Annotated in this window: 16 protein-coding genes; 3 read left to right on the top strand and 13 right to left on the bottom strand. The window is 64.6% G+C overall.

Annotation, left to right across the window (positions count from 1 at the left end):
* Positions 1-14: 14 nt before the first annotated feature.
* From IPN92_17975 to IPN92_17920, 12 genes are all read right to left on the bottom strand, one after another.
* Positions 15-1,475, bottom strand: a complete 1,461-nt coding sequence (locus tag IPN92_17975; GenBank protein MBK8640074.1) for a GntP family permease — start codon at positions 1,473-1,475, stop codon at positions 15-17.
* A 55-nt stretch (positions 1,476-1,530) separates the two neighbouring features.
* Positions 1,531-2,571 carry a patatin-like phospholipase family protein gene (locus IPN92_17970; protein ID MBK8640073.1) on the bottom strand — a complete coding sequence of 347 codons (1,041 nt, stop codon included), beginning with the start codon at positions 2,569-2,571 and terminating at the stop codon, positions 1,531-1,533.
* Positions 2,572-2,683: 112 nt separating this feature from the next.
* Positions 2,684-4,516, bottom strand: a complete 1,833-nt coding sequence (locus IPN92_17965; GenBank protein MBK8640072.1) for an anion permease — start codon at positions 4,514-4,516, stop codon at positions 2,684-2,686.
* Positions 4,517-4,551: 35 nt separating this feature from the next.
* Positions 4,552-5,349 carry a GNAT family N-acetyltransferase gene (locus IPN92_17960; protein MBK8640071.1) on the bottom strand — a complete coding sequence of 266 codons (798 nt, stop codon included), beginning with the start codon at positions 5,347-5,349 and terminating at the stop codon, positions 4,552-4,554.
* 118 nt (positions 5,350-5,467) lie between these two features.
* Positions 5,468-6,007 carry an RES domain-containing protein gene (locus IPN92_17955; protein ID MBK8640070.1) on the bottom strand — a complete coding sequence of 180 codons (540 nt, stop codon included), beginning with the start codon at positions 6,005-6,007 and terminating at the stop codon, positions 5,468-5,470.
* Positions 6,004-6,372 carry a DUF2384 domain-containing protein gene (locus tag IPN92_17950; GenBank protein MBK8640069.1) on the bottom strand — a complete coding sequence of 123 codons (369 nt, stop codon included), beginning with the start codon at positions 6,370-6,372 and terminating at the stop codon, positions 6,004-6,006. The genes IPN92_17955 and IPN92_17950 overlap by 4 nt, the downstream gene beginning before the upstream one ends.
* Positions 6,373-6,611: 239 nt before the next feature.
* Positions 6,612-8,030, bottom strand: a complete 1,419-nt coding sequence (locus tag IPN92_17945; GenBank protein ID MBK8640068.1) for a cbb3-type cytochrome c oxidase subunit I — start codon at positions 8,028-8,030, stop codon at positions 6,612-6,614.
* Positions 8,031-8,058: 28 nt separating this feature from the next.
* The gene (locus IPN92_17940; GenBank protein ID MBK8640067.1) at positions 8,059-8,511 is read right to left on the bottom strand and encodes a cytochrome c; all 453 of its coding nucleotides are present in this window, start codon (positions 8,509-8,511) and stop codon (positions 8,059-8,061) included.
* Positions 8,512-8,616: 105 nt separating this feature from the next.
* Positions 8,617-8,775 carry a hypothetical protein gene (locus IPN92_17935; protein MBK8640066.1) on the bottom strand — a complete coding sequence of 53 codons (159 nt, stop codon included), beginning with the start codon at positions 8,773-8,775 and terminating at the stop codon, positions 8,617-8,619.
* A 26-nt stretch (positions 8,776-8,801) separates the two neighbouring features.
* The gene (locus tag IPN92_17930) at positions 8,802-9,845 is read right to left on the bottom strand and encodes a radical SAM protein (GenBank protein MBK8640065.1); all 1,044 of its coding nucleotides are present in this window, start codon (positions 9,843-9,845) and stop codon (positions 8,802-8,804) included.
* A 5-nt stretch (positions 9,846-9,850) separates the two neighbouring features.
* Positions 9,851-10,147 (bottom strand): PqqD family protein, encoded by a 297-nt coding sequence (locus tag IPN92_17925; GenBank protein ID MBK8640064.1) that lies wholly within the window; start codon positions 10,145-10,147, stop codon positions 9,851-9,853.
* Positions 10,148-10,168: 21 nt separating this feature from the next.
* Positions 10,169-10,594, bottom strand: coding sequence for a S24/S26 family peptidase (locus tag IPN92_17920; GenBank protein MBK8640063.1), 426 nt, complete (start codon positions 10,592-10,594; stop codon positions 10,169-10,171).
* Between the two features lie 601 nt (positions 10,595-11,195).
* Between IPN92_17920 and IPN92_17915 the strand changes: the two genes are divergently transcribed.
* From IPN92_17915 to IPN92_17905, 3 genes are all read left to right on the top strand, one after another.
* On the top strand, positions 11,196-11,990 hold the full coding sequence (locus IPN92_17915; GenBank protein MBK8640062.1) for a hypothetical protein: 795 nt from the start codon (positions 11,196-11,198) through the stop codon (positions 11,988-11,990).
* Between the two features lie 334 nt (positions 11,991-12,324).
* Positions 12,325-16,965, top strand: a complete 4,641-nt coding sequence (locus IPN92_17910; GenBank protein MBK8640061.1) for a hypothetical protein — start codon at positions 12,325-12,327, stop codon at positions 16,963-16,965.
* Positions 16,966-17,388: 423 nt separating this feature from the next.
* Positions 17,389-17,661: a PqqD family protein gene (locus IPN92_17905; GenBank protein MBK8640060.1), complete on the top strand. Its 273-nt coding sequence runs from the start codon at positions 17,389-17,391 to the stop codon at positions 17,659-17,661.
* Positions 17,662-17,711: 50 nt separating this feature from the next.
* Here the strand turns inward: IPN92_17905 and IPN92_17900 are convergent, their stop codons facing one another.
* Positions 17,712-18,491, bottom strand: coding sequence for a nucleotidyltransferase family protein (locus tag IPN92_17900; protein MBK8640059.1), 780 nt, complete (start codon positions 18,489-18,491; stop codon positions 17,712-17,714).
* Positions 18,492-18,938 lie beyond the last annotated feature (447 nt).

Raw genomic sequence — 18,938 nt, 5'->3', positions numbered from 1 at the left:
TTGAACATAACAAATTAAAAGGACCCAAGCAGGGTCCCCAGGACGATGACGGCTACCAAGGCCAGCAGGGCACCGAGTATACCGACCATGACGATATCGAGATAGCTGTCGCGGTGGGTCACGCCGCACACGGCGAACAGGGTGACCACGGCGCCGTTGTGGGGCAGGCTGTCCAGGGTGCCGGAGGCGATGACGGCGACGCGATGCAGCAAGCCGGGATCCATGCCCATGTCGTTGGCCATTTGCAGATAGGTGGCGCCCAGGGCATCCAGGGCGATGGTCATGCCGCCGGAGGCCGAGCCGGTGAGGGCCGAGAGGATGTTCGTGGAGACGGCGAGGGACACCAGGGGGCCGCCCTCGATCGCCAGCACCCAGTCGCGCACCAGCTCGAAGGCGGGGAGGGCGGCGACCACGGCCCCAAAACCGACCAGGCTGGCGACGCTCAGGGCCGGGAGGACGGAGGCATTGGCGCCGGCGTCCATGGTCTCGCGGATCTGGGTCAGGCGACGTGAATTGAGGGCCAGCAAGACCAGGATGGCGGCAAAGAGGGCGATGAGCACCGCCCAGATCCCGCCAACGGCCTGGAGCGAGGTGGGCCCCCAGCGGTCCTCGGCCAGAAAATCCAGGTGCAGCCGGGGGAGGACGACCAGGGACATGAGGAGATTGACCCCGATCACTACGATCAGGGGCAGGAAGGCTACCAGGGCGGAGGGCAAGTCCGGGCTGCGATGGCCGTGGTGCATCTCCGGTGGGTCAAAGTTCTGGACGATGGTGGAACGCTCCCGCACCAGAGGATCCTCCGCCGCCCTATCTGGCGCGGAGTTCTGGGCCAGAACATCGCTAATAACCAGCTCCAGGCGCCGGGCCTTGGCGACACGGAGACCCAGCCACCAGAGTCCGAAGACCAGCATGATGGCGGAGGCAATCAGCCCCAGGCCCGGCGCGGCGAAGGGGGTGGAGCCAAAGAAGGGCATGGGAATGGCATTTTGAATCGCGGGGGTGCCAGGCATGGCCGACATGGTGAAGGTCGCGGCCCCCAGCCAGATGGCCCCCGGCGCCAGGTGTCCCGGAATTTTGGCGTCCCGAAACAAGGCCTGGGCCATGGGCGCCAGGACGAAGAAGGCGACAAAGAGGCTGACCCCGCCGTAAGTCACCAGGGCGCCGGCCAGGACCACCGCCAGCACGGCGCGGCGCGGACCCAGCCGGGTGCTCATGAAGTGGGCGATGGCGGTGACCGAGCCGCTGTCGTCCATCAGCTTGCCAAAGAGGGCGCCGAGGAGGAAGAGGGGGAAGAACTGGGCCAGGAAACCGGCCGCGCTGCCCATGAAGGTCTGGGTCCAGTGGGCGAGCAGGGGCTCGCTGGTGAAGAGGGTGGCGACCATGCCGGCGGCCGGGGCAAGCAAGAGGACGCTCCAGCCCCGGTAGGCAAGGCCGATCAGGAGGGCGAGGCCGAGTAGAATTCCCAGGAGTCCCATGCTTCAGTCCAGATAGTTGGGTTAAGAGGTGGATGAGTTGAAATCCGCTCCGGATTCACTCCCAGTCAATAAAGGTGTCGAGGTCCAGCGACGAGCGGTGGCCCAGATCGTCGCCGTGTTGCTCCAGGAACAGTCCGGCCTGGCGGCGGCCCTCGTCCCGCAACAGACACAGAAACTCCCATTCGGCGTTCATCTTGGAGGAATAGCCCAACTCCAGCATCAAAGGGCTGGAAATACGGTGCATGCGCATCGCCGCCCATCGCGCCCCCTCGGATTGACCCGGGTCCGCCACCTGGCGCAAGAGGGCCATCATGCGCAACTCCTTGAGCAAGGGGGCGTTGAAGGCGACCTCGTTCAGCCGGTTATGGATCTCGCTGGCGTTGCGCGGTATGTCCAGGCGCTCCACGGGGTTGATCTGGACCAGAATGGTGTCGTGGGCATCGGACTCCCGCACCAGGGGGGTAATGGTCGGATTACCGGCATAGCCCCCATCCCAGTAGGCCTCGCCCTCGATCTCGATGGCCTGGAAGAGGGTGGGCAGGCAGGCCGAGGCGAGCAGGACCTCCGGACAGATGTCCGCGTTGCGAAAGACCCGGCCGCGGCCCGTGCTGACCTTGGTGGCCGTGATGAACAGCTTGATGGGGGAGGCCGCAAGACGCTTGACGTCGATGCACTGGGCCAGGATGTCGCGCAAGGGGTGATAGGCGGCGGGATTCATGTCGTAGGGCGAGATCATGCGCGCGGCGAGTTCGAAGGCGATGAAGACCGGTGATTGTTCGAGGGTCCAGCGCCCCATGAGCCGGTCCAGGGGGGTCCGCTGCAGGGGGCTCCAGCGGGCCGCCTCCGCGACCTGCCGCCAGAAATCCGTCATCGCCGCCCGCGCCCCCTGGGGGCCACCCCGGACAAAGCCGTCGCAGAGTACCGCTGCGTTCATGGCGCCCGCCGAGGTGCCCGAGATCCCCTCGATCACCAGCCAGTCCTCCTCCAGCAGCCGGTCCAGCACCCCCCAGGTCAGGGCACCATGAGACCCGCCCCCCTGGAGGGCGAGGTCAATCTGGACCGGGGGGCGGTTGGATTTGGGGGTTTTCGTGTCCATGGGAAGGGTTTCCGCGGTTGGGGGCTGTGGGCGGGCTATCACCGCCGGTAGGGTTAAGTAGGGCCGAGGCGCGGGGATGGCCGCTGTTGGCGACCCGGCGCTCAATGACGGATCAGTATAAAGGCAACAACCAGGAAACCAGGAACACGGAGGTGAAGCCGATGATGAGGGTCAGGGGCAAGCCGATGCGGACGAAGTCGATAAAGCCATAGTTGCCTTTGCTTTGGACCAGGATGTTGATGGGGGAGATGTGGGTCATGAAGGTGGCGGAGGCGCCCAGGGCCACGATCATGGCGAAGGGGTAGGGCGAGGCCCCCAGGTGGTGGGCGACCGCCAGGGCGATGGGAATGATCAGAACGGCATTGGCGGTATTGACGATAAAGAGGCCGGACATGACCGTAATGGCGAAAAGAACGCCCAGGATGACGCGGGGATGGGCCGTACCCAGCAACTGCACGAGCGCATTGGCCGCTAGATCAACGCCACCGGTCCGTTCCAGGGCCAGGGCGAAGGGCATCATGCCGACGATCATGATGAGGGTCTTCCACTGGATCGCCCGATAGGCCTTATCGATCTTGATGCAGCCGAAGGCGCCCATGAGGAAGGCGCCGAGGAGGGCGGCATGGACATTGGGGATGATGCCCGTGGCCATGAGGGTCACCGTCAGGAGGAGGACCAGGATGGCTTGGGGCGCCTTCTTGGCCGCGGGCAGGACCTCGTCGAATTCCTTGGGAAGATTCAGGGCGACCAGATCGTGACCACCCTTCTGGAGTTGGCGGAGGGGCTTCCAGGGTCCGGCGAGGAGCAGGGTGTCGCCGCCCTGCAGGATCTCCTCGCGGAGACCAAAGGGCGGATGCGGGTCGCGGCCCCGGCGCAGGCCGACCACCGTCAACTGGGCGTCGGTCAACTCCATGGCCTCGGCCACCGTCATATCGATGAGCTGGGACTCCTGTGGGACCATGACCTCGATCATGCCGACGTTATCCGCCTTATCAATGAAGTAGCGCTGGGAGCGAGGCAACACCTCGACCTGATACCGGTTGCTGAGGCCTTTTACATCGCCCCGGTCGGTGTCAACATCCAGCAAGAGGATGTCATCCACCTCCAGGACGGTGTCCGGCGAGCGTGCCAGAATCCGCCGGGAGGGGCCGGTGCCGCGCTCGATAAGGAGCACTCTTACCCCGATTTTACTCGGTAAATCAATCTCGCCAAGCGATCGCATCAGCAGGCAAGACCCCGGCAGGACCCGCACCCGATATTCACGATTCGCCAGGCCATAGCGGTCGATCCAGTCCATCATTTCCGGTTGGGGCCGCCCGCCGGACACGTCCGATCGGGTCGAGCGCAGCCAGCGCCGCGCCACCAGCATGTAGAGGATGGTCACCACCAGAATCGGCAGGCCGAAGGGGGTGAAGCTGAAGAAGTTCAGGCCCTCGACACCGGAGCGCACCAGTTCGTAGTTGATGATGAGGTTGGGCGAGGTGGCCACCAGGGTCAGCATGCCGCTAACCAGGGCGGCATAGGCCATGGGCATGAGGAGTTGGGCGGGGTCGACCCCAGTCCGGTTGGCGATGCGGAGCACCACCGGGATGAAGATGGCCACAACCCCCGTGCTGCTCATGAGGGAGCCGAGCAGGCCCACCGCCAGCATGATGAGCAGGGTCAGCAACCAGGCGCTGCTGCCGCCCCGGTCCGCGAGCCAGTCGCCAATACCCTTGGCGACACCGGTCCGCGCCAGGGCCTCGCCAACCACGAACATGGCGCCAATGAGCACGATGTTGGAATTGCTGAAGCCGGCGATGGCCTCGCCGATGGTAATGATGCCGGTGAAGGGCAGGGCCAGCATCATCATGAGGGCGACGGCATCCGCCCGAGGTCGGTTGAGGGCGAACATGAGGATAGCCGCGGCGAGCAGGAGGAGGACCCCCATCAGTTCCGGAGTCATGGCGTTTCCATTGTGAGTGGGGGGGTCAGAACGATCTAGGCCGCGGCCCGCCAGACCTGGCCGTAGAGGGGCAGGGGCCCCTGCCCCTCCAGCCAGTGGCTGGCATCCTCGTTGGCGGCCTCCAGCAGGCTCAGGTAAGCGGCCAGGTCGGATCGCCAGGTCTCGGTCCAAGGCTCCATCCAGAAGACGGGGTCCAGGTACCAGGGCCAGTCGCGGCTGGGCTCGGGTTGGGCGGGCTTGGTAAGCGGTGGCGTCGCCAGGATGGGTGCGGGGAGGGCCTCTGGCACGGCATCGGCCAGAAGGCAGTCATACTCCAGGGTGCCGTCATCCGCCCATTGGGCCTTGGAGTGGATTTTTTGTGCCAGCCGGCGCATGCCGTGGTTTTCCATCAGCACCTCAAACCAGAAGCGGTCGATGCCCTGGCGCTGGGCGGCGACGATCAGACGAGAGAGGAGGGCGGAGCCCACCCCCATGCCCTGCACCTGGTCCAGGGTGACCATGGAGAGTTCGGCGACCGCGCCCCCCGGGCTAAGACGCTGGCAGCGGGCGAAGCCCAGCGGTTCCAGCTCCCGGCCCCGCGCATCGACCCGGATCGCGACGAATGCGATGTGGTCATGCCCATCCACCTGGGAAAAGCGCTCCAGTTCCTCGGGCATCAGGGCCTGTTTTTCGATGAAGAAGCGCAGGCGCCGGGAACGTGGCGAGAGGGCCGAGAAGCAGCGCGGCAGCAGTTCGCGGTCGTCCGGGGTGGAAGCCCGGATCAAATAGGTTGTGCCATCCGCCAATGGCTTGGTGCTGGCGATCGGATGATCAGGGTAAGATCGGTCGAGCATGGTAAACCTCCTACCACTAAGGCAGGGCCCGAGCTTGGGCGGGATCGCCGCCAAGGCCGAGCATTATTGTGCAGTGCAGCAATAATGGCCCCCTTGGCGATTTTATTCAAGTCGCTCCTTAGCGCCAGGAGGCGTCGTCCCGCGGCAGGCGGCCAAAGTCGTCCACTACCTCTACCCGGCAGGGGGCGGTGTCGGACCAGGTCCACAGCACCAGGTTGAGGTCTCCCGGGTCCGTTCCGGGGGCGAAGCTGGGGACCAGCGCCCCCTGGCAGCCTGCGGCGACCAGACCATCGGCCAGGCCCCAGGTCGGCGGAGGCTGCCCGCGGGAAGCGATGTCCTCCCAGGGACAGGCGAGGATCGCGCCATCCACACCCAGGGTGGCTATCACTTCAGGTTTGGTCAGATCGACGATGGCCGCGCAATCCACCTGGTAGGCGACCAGGGTCAGGGGCTGCGCCTTGAAGGGGAACCCCTGCTGGGCCTCCATCCAGGCGGTCTTGGGGGTCAGGGAGGTATAGAGGGCCGGGAGACCCGGCCGGTTGAAGCGCCCACCGAACCGGGCGGCCCCGGCTCCGCTGGTCGGGGCAAAGGCCCAACGCGGATTGTGGGCACGGAAGAGAGTCCCGGCAAATCGCTGCGCCAGGGCCGCCGCCTTCATGCGTAGCCGCCCTCGGCGATGCGCGTCAGGTAATCCTTAACCGCCTGGGCCCGCCCCTCCTTGACCAGATCCTCGGCGGTCTTGTCGCCGAAGGACGGCAGGGGCTCGGAGCGAAACCAGGCAAAGGCGCGCCCGACGGACCCTGACCAGCGTGTGACCCGGTTAATGATCTCCGTGGTGTCGCGTAGCCGCGCCTGGGTCGCCCGGCTAGCGGTCCGCGCCTGTTTAGAGACCGCGTCCCGGGACAGGCCCGTGGCGATGGCCAATTCGGTCTTGGTGATATGTAACTGCTCCGCCAAGTGGTCGGTGGCGACCAGACCCTCGGCGTCGATGACGGACTCCAGGAAACCAGGGCGGGTGGACATGAATTTGCCTCTCATAATGTCCTATAAGAGGGTCTAATTATGCGGCATATCCTAGACTATGCAAGCCCGGGATGACGGAGACGGATGTTGGCCAGGGTATCCCGAGGGACATCAACAAAAAACCCCGAGCCCCCATCCGGTTGCGCGTGGGGGCTCGGGGTTGCGAGGTCGCAAAAAGGGGATAGAGGGTCGTCCTTGACCTTAGCGTTATCCTGGAATTTGCCTTGTGGTAGCCGACACTAGGCCGCGGCCGCCCCCTCGATTTGCAGACCGTTGGCGGTAGCCGTGAGGCCGGGTTCCTTGGCGGCGACGAAGAAGCTCCAGATGTAGAGGACCAGGCCAATGAGGAAGACCAGGCCGGTCAGCTCACGCATCCAGTAGAAGATGGCGATCTTGTCCTGGACGAGCATGAACTGGAGCGGCGCGTCGCTGAAGCGTTGCAGATAGACCTGCAGGATGCCGGCGGCGGTCAGGAAGAGGGTGATGAAGACCATGGAGACCGTCATCAGCCAGAAGGACCACATCTCCAACACCTGGGAGCGCTGGCTATTGGCCTCACGACCACTCAGGATCGGCATGGCGTAGGAGATCATGCCCAAAACGATCATCACATAGGCCCCGTAGAAGGCCATATGGCCGTGGGCGGCGGTGATCTGGGTGCCATGGGTGTAGTAGTTCACCGGCGACAGGGTGTGCAGGAAGCCCCAGACGCCCGCCCCCAGGAAGGCCATGACGGCGGTACCCAAGGCCCAGAGGACGGCGGCCTTGTTGGGATGATTGCGGCGGCGACGGTTGACCATGTTGAAGGCAAAGACCGTCATCATGAAGAAGGGAATCGGCTCCATGGCGGAGAAGATGGAACCCCACCACTGCCAGTATTCCGGCGCGCCAATCCAGTAATAGTGATGTCCCGTACCGATGATGCCGGTGATCAGGGTCATGGCGATGATGACATAGAGCCACTTTTCCACCACCTCGCGGTCCACGCCCGTGGTCTTGATGAGCACGAAGGCCAGGATGGAGCCCAGGATGAGTTCCCAGACGCCCTCGACCCACAAATGCACCACCCACCACCAGAAGAACTTATCCAGCACCAGGTTGGTCGGGTTGTAGAAGGCAAAGAGGAAGAAGACCGCCAGCCCCGTAAGGCCGATCAAGAGCACCAGGTTGACCACGGTCTTACGCCCCTTGAGGATGGTCAGGCCGATGTTGAACAGGAAGGCGAGGGCGACGATGACGATACCTACCTTAGTAATGGTGGGCTGCTCCAAGAACTCCCGGCCCATGGTCGGCAGGATGTCGTTGCCCGTCAGCTTGGCCAGGCCCGCGTAGGGCACCAGGAGATACCCCGCTACAGTGAGGGCCGCGGCGATCAGGAAGACCCAGAACATGAGGACGGCCAGCCAGGGTAACGCCAATTCCCGTTCCGCCTCCTCGGGCACCAGATAATAGGCCGCGCCCATGAAACCCATGAGCAGCCAGACGATAAGGGCGTTGGTATGGACCATGCGCGCCACGTTGAAGGGGATTTCGGGGAACAGGAAGTCCCCGACCACATACTGCAGGCCCATGATGAGCCCGAAGAGGATCTGGGCGACGAACAGCGCGATGGCGGCCATGAAATACAGCTTGGCCACCCCTTGGGATTGATACTTCATCATTCGTTCTCCTAGGTTGGGAATCCAATTAGCCCTGCTTGTTGGGTGGCCAGCCGGCGGTGTTGATCTCCGAGGCATACTTCAGGAACTGGGCAATGGCCTCGAGCTCGGCGGGGGCAAAATTGAACTGCGGCATGCTGCGGCGGCCAGGAATGCCGTCGGCGGGGCGGCTCTGGATGAACGCCTTGATCGCGTCGGTGTTGTTACCGAAGCGCACATAGACATTGCCTAATTCCGGGGCGAAATAGGCGCCTTCCCCCAGCAGGGAGTGGCAACCAATGCAGTTATTGGTCTCCCACAGATCCTTGCCATGGGCAATCTGGCGCCCGAGTTCCGTGCTGGGATCGAGCAGTTCGCGCCGGTCACGATCGGGCAGCGCCATGGTGGTATCGAAGGATAACGCCAGGAAAAGCAGGAAAAAGAACACGGAGCCACCATAGAAGATGTTCCGTGCCATCGTTTTGGTAAAGGTTTGTGCCATGTTGAGTGGTCCTCTGGAAGCAGTTGCGGCCGGGGACCATTTGAGAGGAAGCCTCCCGCCGCAACCTTGACCAAGATCAAGCTCGGGTGCGGAAAAGTCCGACCGCTAGGTGACCGGTGTCACGGGGGCCAGGTTGCGTGCCGCAAATCCGTTCAGCAGCATGTGCTGGGCCACCCGGCCGATCTGGCCGCGCAGGTTGGCGATGCGCTTCCGGTCGAGCGTTTTTGGCAGACACCCGGGATGGTCCGGCGCGAGTCGAATCACCTGGCATTCAGCCACATGTGACTCTTTCAGGGATTGAGTGTCACCAGATCGGGTTGGACACTGGGATAGAGGCATAGAGGACTGCCGGTCATTTGTTCCGCCAGTCCGGGACAGAAGCCGACAGCCCTTGCCTGGGTGTCGTGACCATCCAGCCAGGTCTTGACCTGGGCTCCCAACTGGCGCACCTCGGCCAGCGCGGGAGAGGCGGTCCAGATCTCGCGAATGGACTGCCGGTGCAGATTGCCCAATGGGCGGCGCCACTGGACGCAAGGATAGACGTTGCCGAAAGGGTCAATGACGACGTTGGCGGAACCCGCCCCACAGTATTGACTCGGGACTGGCGGGGTATCGGGTAACGGCGCGGCCTGACGCAGGGTCTGTTCCCTCGGATCGGAGTGGGCTCGCCCGCGCTGGGCAAACCGGGCGAACAGCCTGCGCCTGCCCTCCGCCGAGGCGGCGATGGCGAGGGGCGCGCGGTCGCCATCGTCCCGGGGTGTGAGCTGGAGGTCAATGTCCAACGGCAAACCCAACCGATCCGCCAGCTCGAACATCTCCTCGATCTCCTGCTCATTCCAAGCGGTCAAGGGGCTTTTCAGCCGAACCCGCAGCCCCACCTCCCGCATGTCCCGCAGGTGACCCAGCAGTCGCTCGAAACTTCCCGCTGTACGGGTCTGCTGGTCATGGCTGGCCGCCTTGGCGCCATGCAGGCTCACTTCGACGACAAAGGGATCGATCTCGTCCTTCAGACGTCGAGCCAGGCGCTGGCCCAGGGCGTGACCGTTGGTTTTCACCCGCACGACAAAGCCCAACGATCGGGCCCGAGCACCCAGTTGAAAAAATGCCGGATGAAGGAGCGGTTCGCCGCCGCTGAACGTCAAGTCGAACGTGCCCAGGTCCCGCAGGTCTTCAAACAGGCGCTGGTATTGTCCGGTGGCGAGCGGCGATTCCTGAAGCTCGCGGTCGTTGTAGCAGACAACACAGTTTAGGTTGCAGCGGTAAGTGAGCTCCAGCAGGACTGAATGGAGAAGGTGTTCAGTCCAGGTCCTGTTGAGAATCCGGGCGTAGGACATGGCGGTCACCCTGATTCAATACCTTCGGCACATTCGGCGATGATCTGGGCATCGAACAGTTCCCGCAGATAAGCCTTGATGTCATACGCCGCTTGTGTTGGCTCCACCTCATACTCCGCCGCCAGCGCCTGGATGATGTCGCTCACCGGACGGACGGCGTTCACCGCTTCGAGCACCCGGATACCCGTCTCGTTGAGTACAAGCACTTCGCCAGCCGCCTGGCGCAGGACGACACCCTCCCCGTTGACGTTCCGAAAACGGATGTCCGGCCGCAGTTGATAAATCGTTGTGTCCTCGATCATGACAGTGCGCTCCGTAACGCCTCATCGTCGCCAAAATTCATGCATCACGGCTCGGCCCACCAAAAACCGTATGAACCGCCCAAGCGCCCCGAGGCGGTGTGCGAACGGAACTCGCACCGCCTGAGCGGAGCAGTCGCCACCGCACACCTTCCCCAGCAACTGCTCGCCGGGCCGGGAGGCATCCGGTCGAGAGGCCGCATCGGCTTGGGTGAGCCACCGCCAGCACCCGTGGCGCGGATAGCCGCCGATCACCCGATGAATCAACCAGCGGCCATCCCCGGCGCGGACCACGACCACATCGCCAGGCCAGTACCAACAGGCTCTGCGTACCCATACCCGGGCGCCGTCCGCAATCCAGGGCCACATACACCACCCGGAGACGCCCAGGCACAGCGGCTCCGTGGCGAGTTCTCGCAGAATGTCGTGCCGTTCAGAATGGGTGATCATAAGGGCATGGAAGTCAGGGTGCGCGAGCAATTCGGATCCCACGGCCCTGGCATGGCGATGAGGAACGGGTGGACGGGAGTGGATGCGTATGGCATGGGCCTAGTATCCGGCCCGCACCCGCCAGAGGCAAGAAGAGGGCGGGGGGTGCCTGGCCACCTATCGGCAACATGGCCTGAAGGGTGGGCTTGGATTGAGCGGAACTTGTCAAGCCGGGCTGGATTTCCTCCCCTCTCTACAGGCAGAATGCCGGATGCGAAACCGCTGAAACCGCCGTGGCGGTAGGCACGCCGGGTCCTGGCAGTCAGTCGGCAACCTCGATAACGTGGATAGGGACACTTTTTGCGCCTTCAATTTCCCCCCGTATTGCTCGCGCACTCCGTGAATTGGCCGCGGATGCGCCTCTTGCCGGTCAGTGGGGATGGTAGGGCGCCCCTGCGGACAAACGGGGCGTTGGTCCGCGTCGCCCGCCGGGGGCCCTGAAGTGGCTTTCGGTGATGCTTATCTCCTTCGGTCCCTGGCGGTCGGCGATTTGCCTCTGGAACCCTGGGGTTCCAGAGCGCTCGCCATCGGCCTGGCGGGCGACTCCTATCGATTCTCAGGGATGGCGCCTGCCCAGGCGGCGTGGGCGCGAGCGCGATTCCAGTCCCTGTGCGGTGCCGTCGCAGCAACCCCCGCGCCTGTTTCCATCACTTTACACCGCTTGCCCGGGAGCGCGTTTCGGGAGATCGACACCCGCGGCTGGGAATACACCTACGACCGGGATTATTACTCCGATCACCTCTGCTTGGCGGGGCGGGATTTCGTGGCTGAAATCCGCTTCACGCCTGGCTTGCGGGGCCGGCTGTGGACCAGCCGGACCGACGCGGAACGTTTCTCCAGCCTGTTCGAAAATTTCTTCCGGGTACTGGTCGCCTATCGGGTCATGCATGCCGGCGGGGTCTTGCTGCACAGCGGCGCCTTTGCCCGCGACGGCCGCGCCCAAGTGGTATTCGGGCGCTCCGGGGCCGGCAAATCCACCAGTTCCCGGCTCGCCCTCAACGCCGGCTGGGAGGTGCTGTCCGACGATATGAACGCCCTGCTGCCCGATCCGGGCGGCTGGCGGGTGGAGAAGCTGCCCTTCGCTGGCGACCTGGGGCAGACGCCAAGCCGGAGCCGCGCCTATCCCATTGCCGGGCTATACTGGCTGCAACAAGCCACGACCCACGCCGTACGACCCCTGTCGGGCTCCCTGGCATTGGCGCGGTTGTTGGTTTGCGCGCCGGTCGTCAATGAAGATCCCTATCGAGTGGACGGCCTGTTGCGCAATCTGACAGGCCTGCTGGCCCAAGTGCGCGCGGGGACGCTGGATTTCGCCCCCGACCCGGGTTTCCTTTTGTTGCTCGTGACCGATCATTAAAGCTGAGGCATGCCGGATCTACTATCCCGCGGCGGGGGGTGGACCCCTGGGGCCCCGTCGTGTACTTTATGCGTGCCATGGTGGCTTCTGGCGGGCAACCTGCATTGGGCGCGCGCGGGACATAATGGGAAGGGTCGCTGGCGGCGGCGGGGGTAAACCGGCTAGATCTGAGTATAGATGGTTAAGTACCCTAAATTTTTAGGACCCAAAAAGGCATGGCTTTGCTGACGGTGGCTGCGGGGGAGTAATGGCGGTGATGCGAACAGACAAAAGCACAAACGCGAATCGATGGGCGTTTCTGTATGCGATATTGATTCTGGCGCTGGGATGGGCGATGCCCTGGCCGGCGGCCGAGGCGGCACCGGCCCTCCAGAGCTTCGCGACCAACAATGCCACGACTACGTCGCTGACCATCACCAAACCGACGGGGGTGGTGCAGAACGACCTGCTGCTCGCGACCCTCGCCGCCCGGGGCAACACCACCATCACCGCCCCCGCCGGCTGGGCCCAGATCCAGCGAACCAACAACGGCACCCTCCAGACCCTGGCGGTCTTCTACCGGGTGGCCACGGCCGCCGACATCGCGGCTGCCAACTACACGTTCACCCTGAGCGCCAGCGTGGGGGTGGCGGGGGCCATCCTGCGCTACACGGGGGTGGACCCGCGGACGCCCATCGACGTATCGGCCATCAGCACGGGTGCCAGCCCCACGCCCACCGCTCCGGCCGTTACCACCACGGTGGCCGACACCACTGTTGTCCGGGTCGCGGGGATCGGGGACAACACGCTTTCATCGGTACCTTCAACCTCAAGGGTTACCCTCAACTACAACCCCACTAACGGTGGGAACGACGTGGCGCTCGGCGTAAGCGACGCCACCCAAGCCAGTGCCAGTGACACGGGAACAGCCGCGTTTGGCTCCAACAATGAAGCCTGGGTCGCCGCCACGGTCGCCCTGCGGCCCTTCACCAGCACCTTGTGCGCCAATCCGCCGAGCACCGGTACCACGACCCTGCCGGCCGGTACCTACAACACCTACTACCCCGGTACGGCCACCGCCAATGCAGGCGCCGTGAGCATCTCAGTCGGCACTGCGCGCGGAGCCGCGACCCCCATCGTCGCCGGCGACCTGCTGCTGGTGATACAGATGCAGGACGCGATCATCAACACCAGCAACGACGAGCGTTATGGCGATGGCACCGGCACGGCGGGGAACACCACGGGCAACGGCAGCGGCGCCACCAATTACAACAACGCCGGCAAGTACGAGTTCGTGGTGGCCAAGAGCTCGGTCGCGGGCGGCAGCGTCCAGATCGAGGGCAAGGGCCCTGGCGGCGGCCTGATCAACACCTACACCAACGACAATGCCAGTGCCACCCAGGGCCAGCGCCGCTTCCAGGTGGTTCGGGTGCCCCAGTTCTACGATGCCACCGTGACCGGGGCCGTGACGGCTTCCGCCTGGAATGGCACCACCGGTGGGATCGTGGCCCTGGATGTGGCCAACACCCTGACCCTCTCCGGCGGGTCGATCAACGTAAATGCCCTGGGCTTCCGCGGTGGTGGCGGGCAGCAGCTCGCGGGTGGGGGTGGGGCCAACACCGACTACCGCACCCGGGTCACCGTGGCCACCAACGGCAACAAGGCCGAGGGGGTCGCCGGCTCACCGAACTTCATGTACAACGGCACTGGGACCCTTGCGGCCGGCACCGGCTATCCCGACGGCGCCAATGCAGACGCCAGCCGCGCCCGCGGCGCTCCCGGCAACGCCGGGGGCGGCGGGACCGACGGCCGCCCGAGCGCAAATGATGAGAACAGCGGTGGCGGGGGCGGTGGCAATGGCGGCGCGGGCGGTACAGGGGGCAATACCTGGAACAGCAATCTGCCGCGTGGTGGTTTCGGCGGAGCGGCCTTCCCCGCTGGTGCGGGCACCCTGGCCATGGGCGGCGGCGGCGGCAGCGGCAGCAGAAACAACGTGGGTGCCACCAACGCGTCAAGCGGGGGGCAGGGCGGCGGCATCATCTTGGTCCGCGCCAACGGCGTCACCGGCACCGGGACCCTGAGCGCCAACGGCGGGGTCGGGGTCACGCCAGCCAACGATGGCGGCGGCGGTGGCGGCGCTGGGGGCAGCGTGCTGGTCTTCGCCCGCACCGGCGTGTTGACCAGCCTGACAGTCAACGCCAATGGGGCGAACGGTACGGACGCCGACCCCACCGGGGTTGCGCACGGTCCCGGTGGGGGCGGCGCGGGCGGCGTGACCTACCTCTCCAGCTCCGCCGGTTCCACCAGTGTGGCCGGCGGTGCCAACGGTACTACAACCACTAGCGCCATCGCGTTCAACGCCACCCCCGGCGCGACCGGCGTGGCTAATGCCACGCTCGCCGAAAGTCAGATCCCCGGCGTCGGCTCCGGCGCGACCTGCAAAGTCACCCTGGCCAGCGTGTCGCGATTCGGGGCGACCGCCGACGGCGGACAGGTCCTTCTGACATGGGAGACCGCCTTCGAACTGGGGACGGCCGGCTTCCACGTCGAGCGGCTCGATCCTATCCTCGGCGACTACGAGCGCGTCAACGACGAGCTGCTGCCGGCGCTCATCACCTCACCCCAGGGCGGCAGCTACAGCTACGTCGATCCCGGCGCCTGGCCTGGACAGGGCTACAGCTATCGCCTGGTGGAGCAGGAGGTGTGGGGCGGTACCCGAACGCACGGGCCTTTCAAGGTGACACCGGCCGAGCCGGCACGGGCGCTCGCGCGGGCGGTGCTTCAGGGAGCATCGCCGGTGATCGAGTCCGATCAAGGCATTGATGACCCGGAGCGCAGGTACAGGGCAATCGCTCATGGGAACAAGACGGGGCGGAATCGCCAGGCCCTGGCCTTCGGGATCGAAGATGCCGGGATCGCCCAGGGTGCACAGGCGGTCGTCCTGGCCGCGAGCCTCAGCTCGGACTCGGTGCAGATCCCCGTCCAGGCGGATGGCCTCTACTATGCCAGCGCCGCCGACCTGGCCAGGGTCCTTGGGCGCACCGAGGCGGCCGTCGTCAGATGGATAAAGCGGGCGGAGCTGCAGCTCACGACGGGCGGCCGGGACGTGGCCTGGATGCCGGCGGCCGGCAACGCTGGAATCTACTTCTACGGCGAGCCCATCGATAGCCTGTACACCCTGGACAACCTGTATCGGGTGCGGGTCGCACAGGTCGGTGTCCGGATGAAAGGCTCACCGGTCAAGGAAACCGCGCCGGAGCCAATGATAGCGGGCAGCTTCGCCGACACTCTCTGGGCCGAGCAGGACCGCTTCGCCGCGACGGTGGTAGCGACGGACCCCGGGAGCGATTACTGGTACTGGGATGGCTTTATCGGCGGCGGTATTGACGGGTGGAGCGCGAAGAGCTTCACCATCCCACTGCCCAACGTGGCGGGCGACGGCCTGCTCCGGGTGTTCCTCAAGGGCGCGGGTCTGGGCGCACACCCGGTGACTGTGTCGATCAATGGTCATTCCCTTGGTGGGGGGTCCTGGGAAGGGCTGACGAACTACGAGCTGCGCATCCCCGTACCGACCAGCCAGCTCCAGAGTGGCGACAACCTCGTCGAGGTTCGGGCCCTAGGTGGCACCGAAAACATGTTCTACCTGGACCGCATTGCGGTGCAGTACCGCCGCTTGGCGCGGGCCGTTGGCGATCGGCTGACGCTGAGTGCCGAGGTCACCGGCCCCCTCGCCGTGGACGGCTTCAGCTCCGGCGAGATCCATGTCTTCGACATCACGGATCCCAAGACCCCACGGCACCTGACGGCCGTGACCCTGGCCCCCGGTGCGGTGGGCCAAGGCGTCACCTTCAACGCCAAGCTGAGTGCGCGCTATCTGGCATTGTCCAGCGCGGCCATTGCCGCCGCAGCGCCGGTGTCAATGACCGCCGCTGATCTCCAGCTTGCCACCGATCCGGTGGATTACTTGGTCATTGCCCCGCCGGGTTTGCGTGACGCCGCCCAACAGTTGGCGGACTACCGGCAGACGAAGGGCCTGTCCAGCCGGGTCGTGGGCACAGACGAGATCTACGACAGCTTCAACTGGGGCATCGCTAGCCCAGAGGCCTTGCGCGAGTTCCTCCGCCATGTCAGCGGGACCTGGGGCGTGCGCTACGTCGTCCTGGCTGGCATGGGTAGCTTTGATTACCGGGACCTCGGAGGGCGCGGCGAGCCCCAGGCGCCCACCTTGATGACGTCCACCCCCAACGGCCTGTTCGGCTGCGACAACTGCCTTGTGGATTTCGACGGCGACGGCGCACCGGACATCCCGATTGGTCGCATCGCTGCTGCGACCCCGGCGGAGATCCAAACCTATCTCACCAAGGTCGGCACCTATGAAGCGACTGCGGGACCGCTGGACCTGGCCGGCGCGATGCTGCTAGCGGACAATGCGGATGGCGCCGCCGGAGACTTCCCCAACAATAGCGACCAGGTGGCGCAGTTGCTGCCGGCCGAGGTGGCCGTCACCCGGATTTATCTCGACCAGAACCCCATCGGCACGGCACGGTCCCTGCTGTTTGCAGGCATGAACCAGGGGACCGGCTGGGTCAACTATCTGGGCCACGGCGGTATCGACCGATTCAGCTCGCAAGGGCTGTTGACTGTCGACGATCTGGGTGTCCTGAGCAGCACCGGCCGGCTGCCGGTGATCAGCGCCCTGACCTGCGCTGCAAACCGGTTCGAGGTCCCCGGCTATGCCCCACTGGGCGCGCGTTTGGCCCTCGATGCGGATGGTGGGGCGATCGCCGTCTGGTCGCCAACGGGGCTATCGCTGAATGGGCCCGCCGTGGACCTGAATGGAAGCCTTTTCGATGCGGTCTTCCAGCGATGGGTTCCGACCCTGGGCGAGGCGGTCCAGCAGTCGCTCCAGGAAAACACCGGGCGAGTCGACATGCCCGCATACATGCTCCGCGTGTACAGCCTGCTCGGCGACCCGGCCTTGCAGTTGACCCATTGACCAGACCAATCCCAGGCACCACGAGTGTGAAGTACACCATGACCCAGCCATCCCACCCCGAAACCGAAGCCACTGGTGAGCCGAAGAAGAGGTCCTACGAGCCCCCCCGTATCCTTTCCAGGGAACCCCTGGAGGCGGTTGCCGCCGTTTGTCGGGGTGGCACCTCCAAAGGCAATCCGATTAATTGCCCTTCCGGCCCGATTGCCTCTTAGCACACCCAGACGAGACGACGCCTCTAGCGCCTAGGGCGGCAATCCCTTGCCGCCGCGATCTCGCGGTCAGCACCGACGCCAAGCCGGGCAGGTTTTCATGAGAGCGGTACCCCGCTGGGCATCGCCGTCGGCACGGGATGCCGACCAACGGCCCGAAACCTGAAAGTCCGCCGGCTATTGTGGAACATGCGGGCGAGGAGGGCGTTACAGTATGAATTTGTCGGATTGGGTGTGTATCCCGCCGCAGGTGATGGCACGCACGGTGGGCGACGAGACGGTGATCCTGGACCTCGCCAGCGGGACCTACTTCGGCCTCGACCCGGTCGGGGCGCGGATCTGGGAGCTGATGGGCGAGGGCAAGACCCTCGCCGAGATTCGCGACCTGATGCTAGACGAATACGATGTCTCGCGGGAAGAGCTGGAACGGGACACCCTGAAGCTGGCGCAAGAGCTGATGGCCCAGGGGGTGATCAGCCTGGCGTAAGGTAAGGTGATCGGTATCGACCCTCGGCTAGGCCACGGGGTTGCCTTCTTTTAAGGCCAGAGCCGATCCCGCGCGCGTGCCAGGGCATATTTTGCGAGACCGCGCAAGACGGTAAGCGGACTGTCGTGCCACAGCAATTGACCCATGAGGTAGCTTGCCGTCTTTGATGCCGACCACCCGCCGGGGGTGGGGGCTGTTTGCGGGTGTCGCCCGCTCAACAGCCGCCGCAACGCCCGCGCCAACTCCCACTGGTGGGCCCGTAACCAGACGATATCCATGTCGGGCTTGCCATGGCCGATGAGAAACCGCAGATCGCGCTGGACCCTTTCCGGATGAAAATGGGGATCGGCGCTGGCGTGGAGAACGACCAATAACAACAGGTCTTCGATCGTAGGGTAACGGAAACCCTTTCTGCCCGATGGGTTGGCGCGCGCAAGGATCTCGGCATACGGAATGGGGCGGAGCAGAATCTTGTCCAGGCAGCGATGCACTTCAACCCAAGCGGGTAGCCGCTTTTCATGCTGATGGAATGCGCGCTCCCCGAACCGAAAATGGCGCGAGTGTGGCGTATCTTCTTCATAGCCAATCTCTGTCAGCGCCGTGGCAATAGGTTCCGCGTCATCACCCACCAACAGGTCAATGTCAGACGACAAGCGAAACTCGTCCTTGGGAAAGGCTAAGTCGACGATCGCCTGCCCTTTGACGATCACGGGTGCCAGGTTGCGTGCCGCAAATTCTTTCCCCAGATTATTCAACCGATATTCATCGAGCATCGACTCGCCCAAGGCTTGACCCTGCCTGGACAAAAATTTTTGGGTTTCTAACGTCATCACCCCCGTACCCCATTTAAGCCCTTGGTTGGATGGTCGCGCCGGTACCGCCGAGGAGATAACAGTAAGGCGCCCCGGTGGGGGCACATCGGCGAGTAGCTGGGCGAACTGGGATTTTGTCATGGGACTTGGGATGATTGTACTTGAACCAATAGATGCCCAGGTACGGCGGCAACTTATCCTGGGAGATCCCACGATCGAGTTGACTAACCCCCCCCCCCATGGTTACATGCGCCCGCGTTCCGGGCTGAACGCACGACTCAGCTTGCCCAAACAAGCCCTGGCAAATGGCCCCGCACCCCGTACCGTCCATGTCACGGTAGGGCGGTAGCGTGCCCGAGACCCGACCGGACAGCTCCCGCGCCCCCTTGAGCGACGGCGTCCCCTGCAAGAACGACCCCTGGGCGACTAAAACGCCCCTAATCGAGCAGTTGCTCCAGAAGCGGT

The organism is Chromatiaceae bacterium (genome assembly GCA_016714645.1).
Classification (GTDB): Bacteria; Pseudomonadota; Gammaproteobacteria; order Chromatiales; family Chromatiaceae; genus M0108.
Note: the sequence above shows the minus strand (reverse complement) of the source record. Positions and strands in the feature narration are given on the sequence as shown.

What these genes read in the sequence shown, in the direction of transcription:
- IPN92_17975 (MBK8640074.1), bottom strand. Translation starts at nt 1,475, where the DNA reads ATGGGACTCCTGGGAATTCTACTCGGCCTCGCCCTCCTGATCGGCCTT.
- IPN92_17970 (MBK8640073.1), bottom strand. Translation starts at nt 2,571, where the DNA reads ATGGACACGAAAACCCCCAAATCCAACCGCCCCCCGGTCCAGATTGAC.
- IPN92_17965 (MBK8640072.1), bottom strand. Translation starts at nt 4,516, where the DNA reads ATGACTCCGGAACTGATGGGGGTCCTCCTCCTGCTCGCCGCGGCTATC.
- IPN92_17960 (MBK8640071.1), bottom strand. Translation starts at nt 5,349, where the DNA reads ATGCTCGACCGATCTTACCCTGATCATCCGATCGCCAGCACCAAGCCA.
- IPN92_17955 (MBK8640070.1), bottom strand. Translation starts at nt 6,007, where the DNA reads ATGAAGGCGGCGGCCCTGGCGCAGCGATTTGCCGGGACTCTCTTCCGT.
- IPN92_17950 (MBK8640069.1), bottom strand. Translation starts at nt 6,372, where the DNA reads ATGTCCACCCGCCCTGGTTTCCTGGAGTCCGTCATCGACGCCGAGGGT.
- IPN92_17945 (MBK8640068.1), bottom strand. Translation starts at nt 8,030, where the DNA reads ATGAAGTATCAATCCCAAGGGGTGGCCAAGCTGTATTTCATGGCCGCC.
- IPN92_17940 (MBK8640067.1), bottom strand. Translation starts at nt 8,511, where the DNA reads ATGGCACAAACCTTTACCAAAACGATGGCACGGAACATCTTCTATGGT.
- IPN92_17930 (MBK8640065.1), bottom strand. Translation starts at nt 9,845, where the DNA reads ATGTCCTACGCCCGGATTCTCAACAGGACCTGGACTGAACACCTTCTC.
- IPN92_17925 (MBK8640064.1), bottom strand. Translation starts at nt 10,147, where the DNA reads ATGATCGAGGACACAACGATTTATCAACTGCGGCCGGACATCCGTTTT.
- IPN92_17920 (MBK8640063.1), bottom strand. Translation starts at nt 10,594, where the DNA reads ATGATCACCCATTCTGAACGGCACGACATTCTGCGAGAACTCGCCACG.
- IPN92_17915 (MBK8640062.1), top strand. Translation starts at nt 11,196, where the DNA reads ATGGCGCCTGCCCAGGCGGCGTGGGCGCGAGCGCGATTCCAGTCCCTG.
- IPN92_17910 (MBK8640061.1), top strand. Translation starts at nt 12,325, where the DNA reads ATGCCCTGGCCGGCGGCCGAGGCGGCACCGGCCCTCCAGAGCTTCGCG.
- IPN92_17905 (MBK8640060.1), top strand. Translation starts at nt 17,389, where the DNA reads ATGAATTTGTCGGATTGGGTGTGTATCCCGCCGCAGGTGATGGCACGC.
- IPN92_17900 (MBK8640059.1), bottom strand. Translation starts at nt 18,491, where the DNA reads ATGACGTTAGAAACCCAAAAATTTTTGTCCAGGCAGGGTCAAGCCTTG.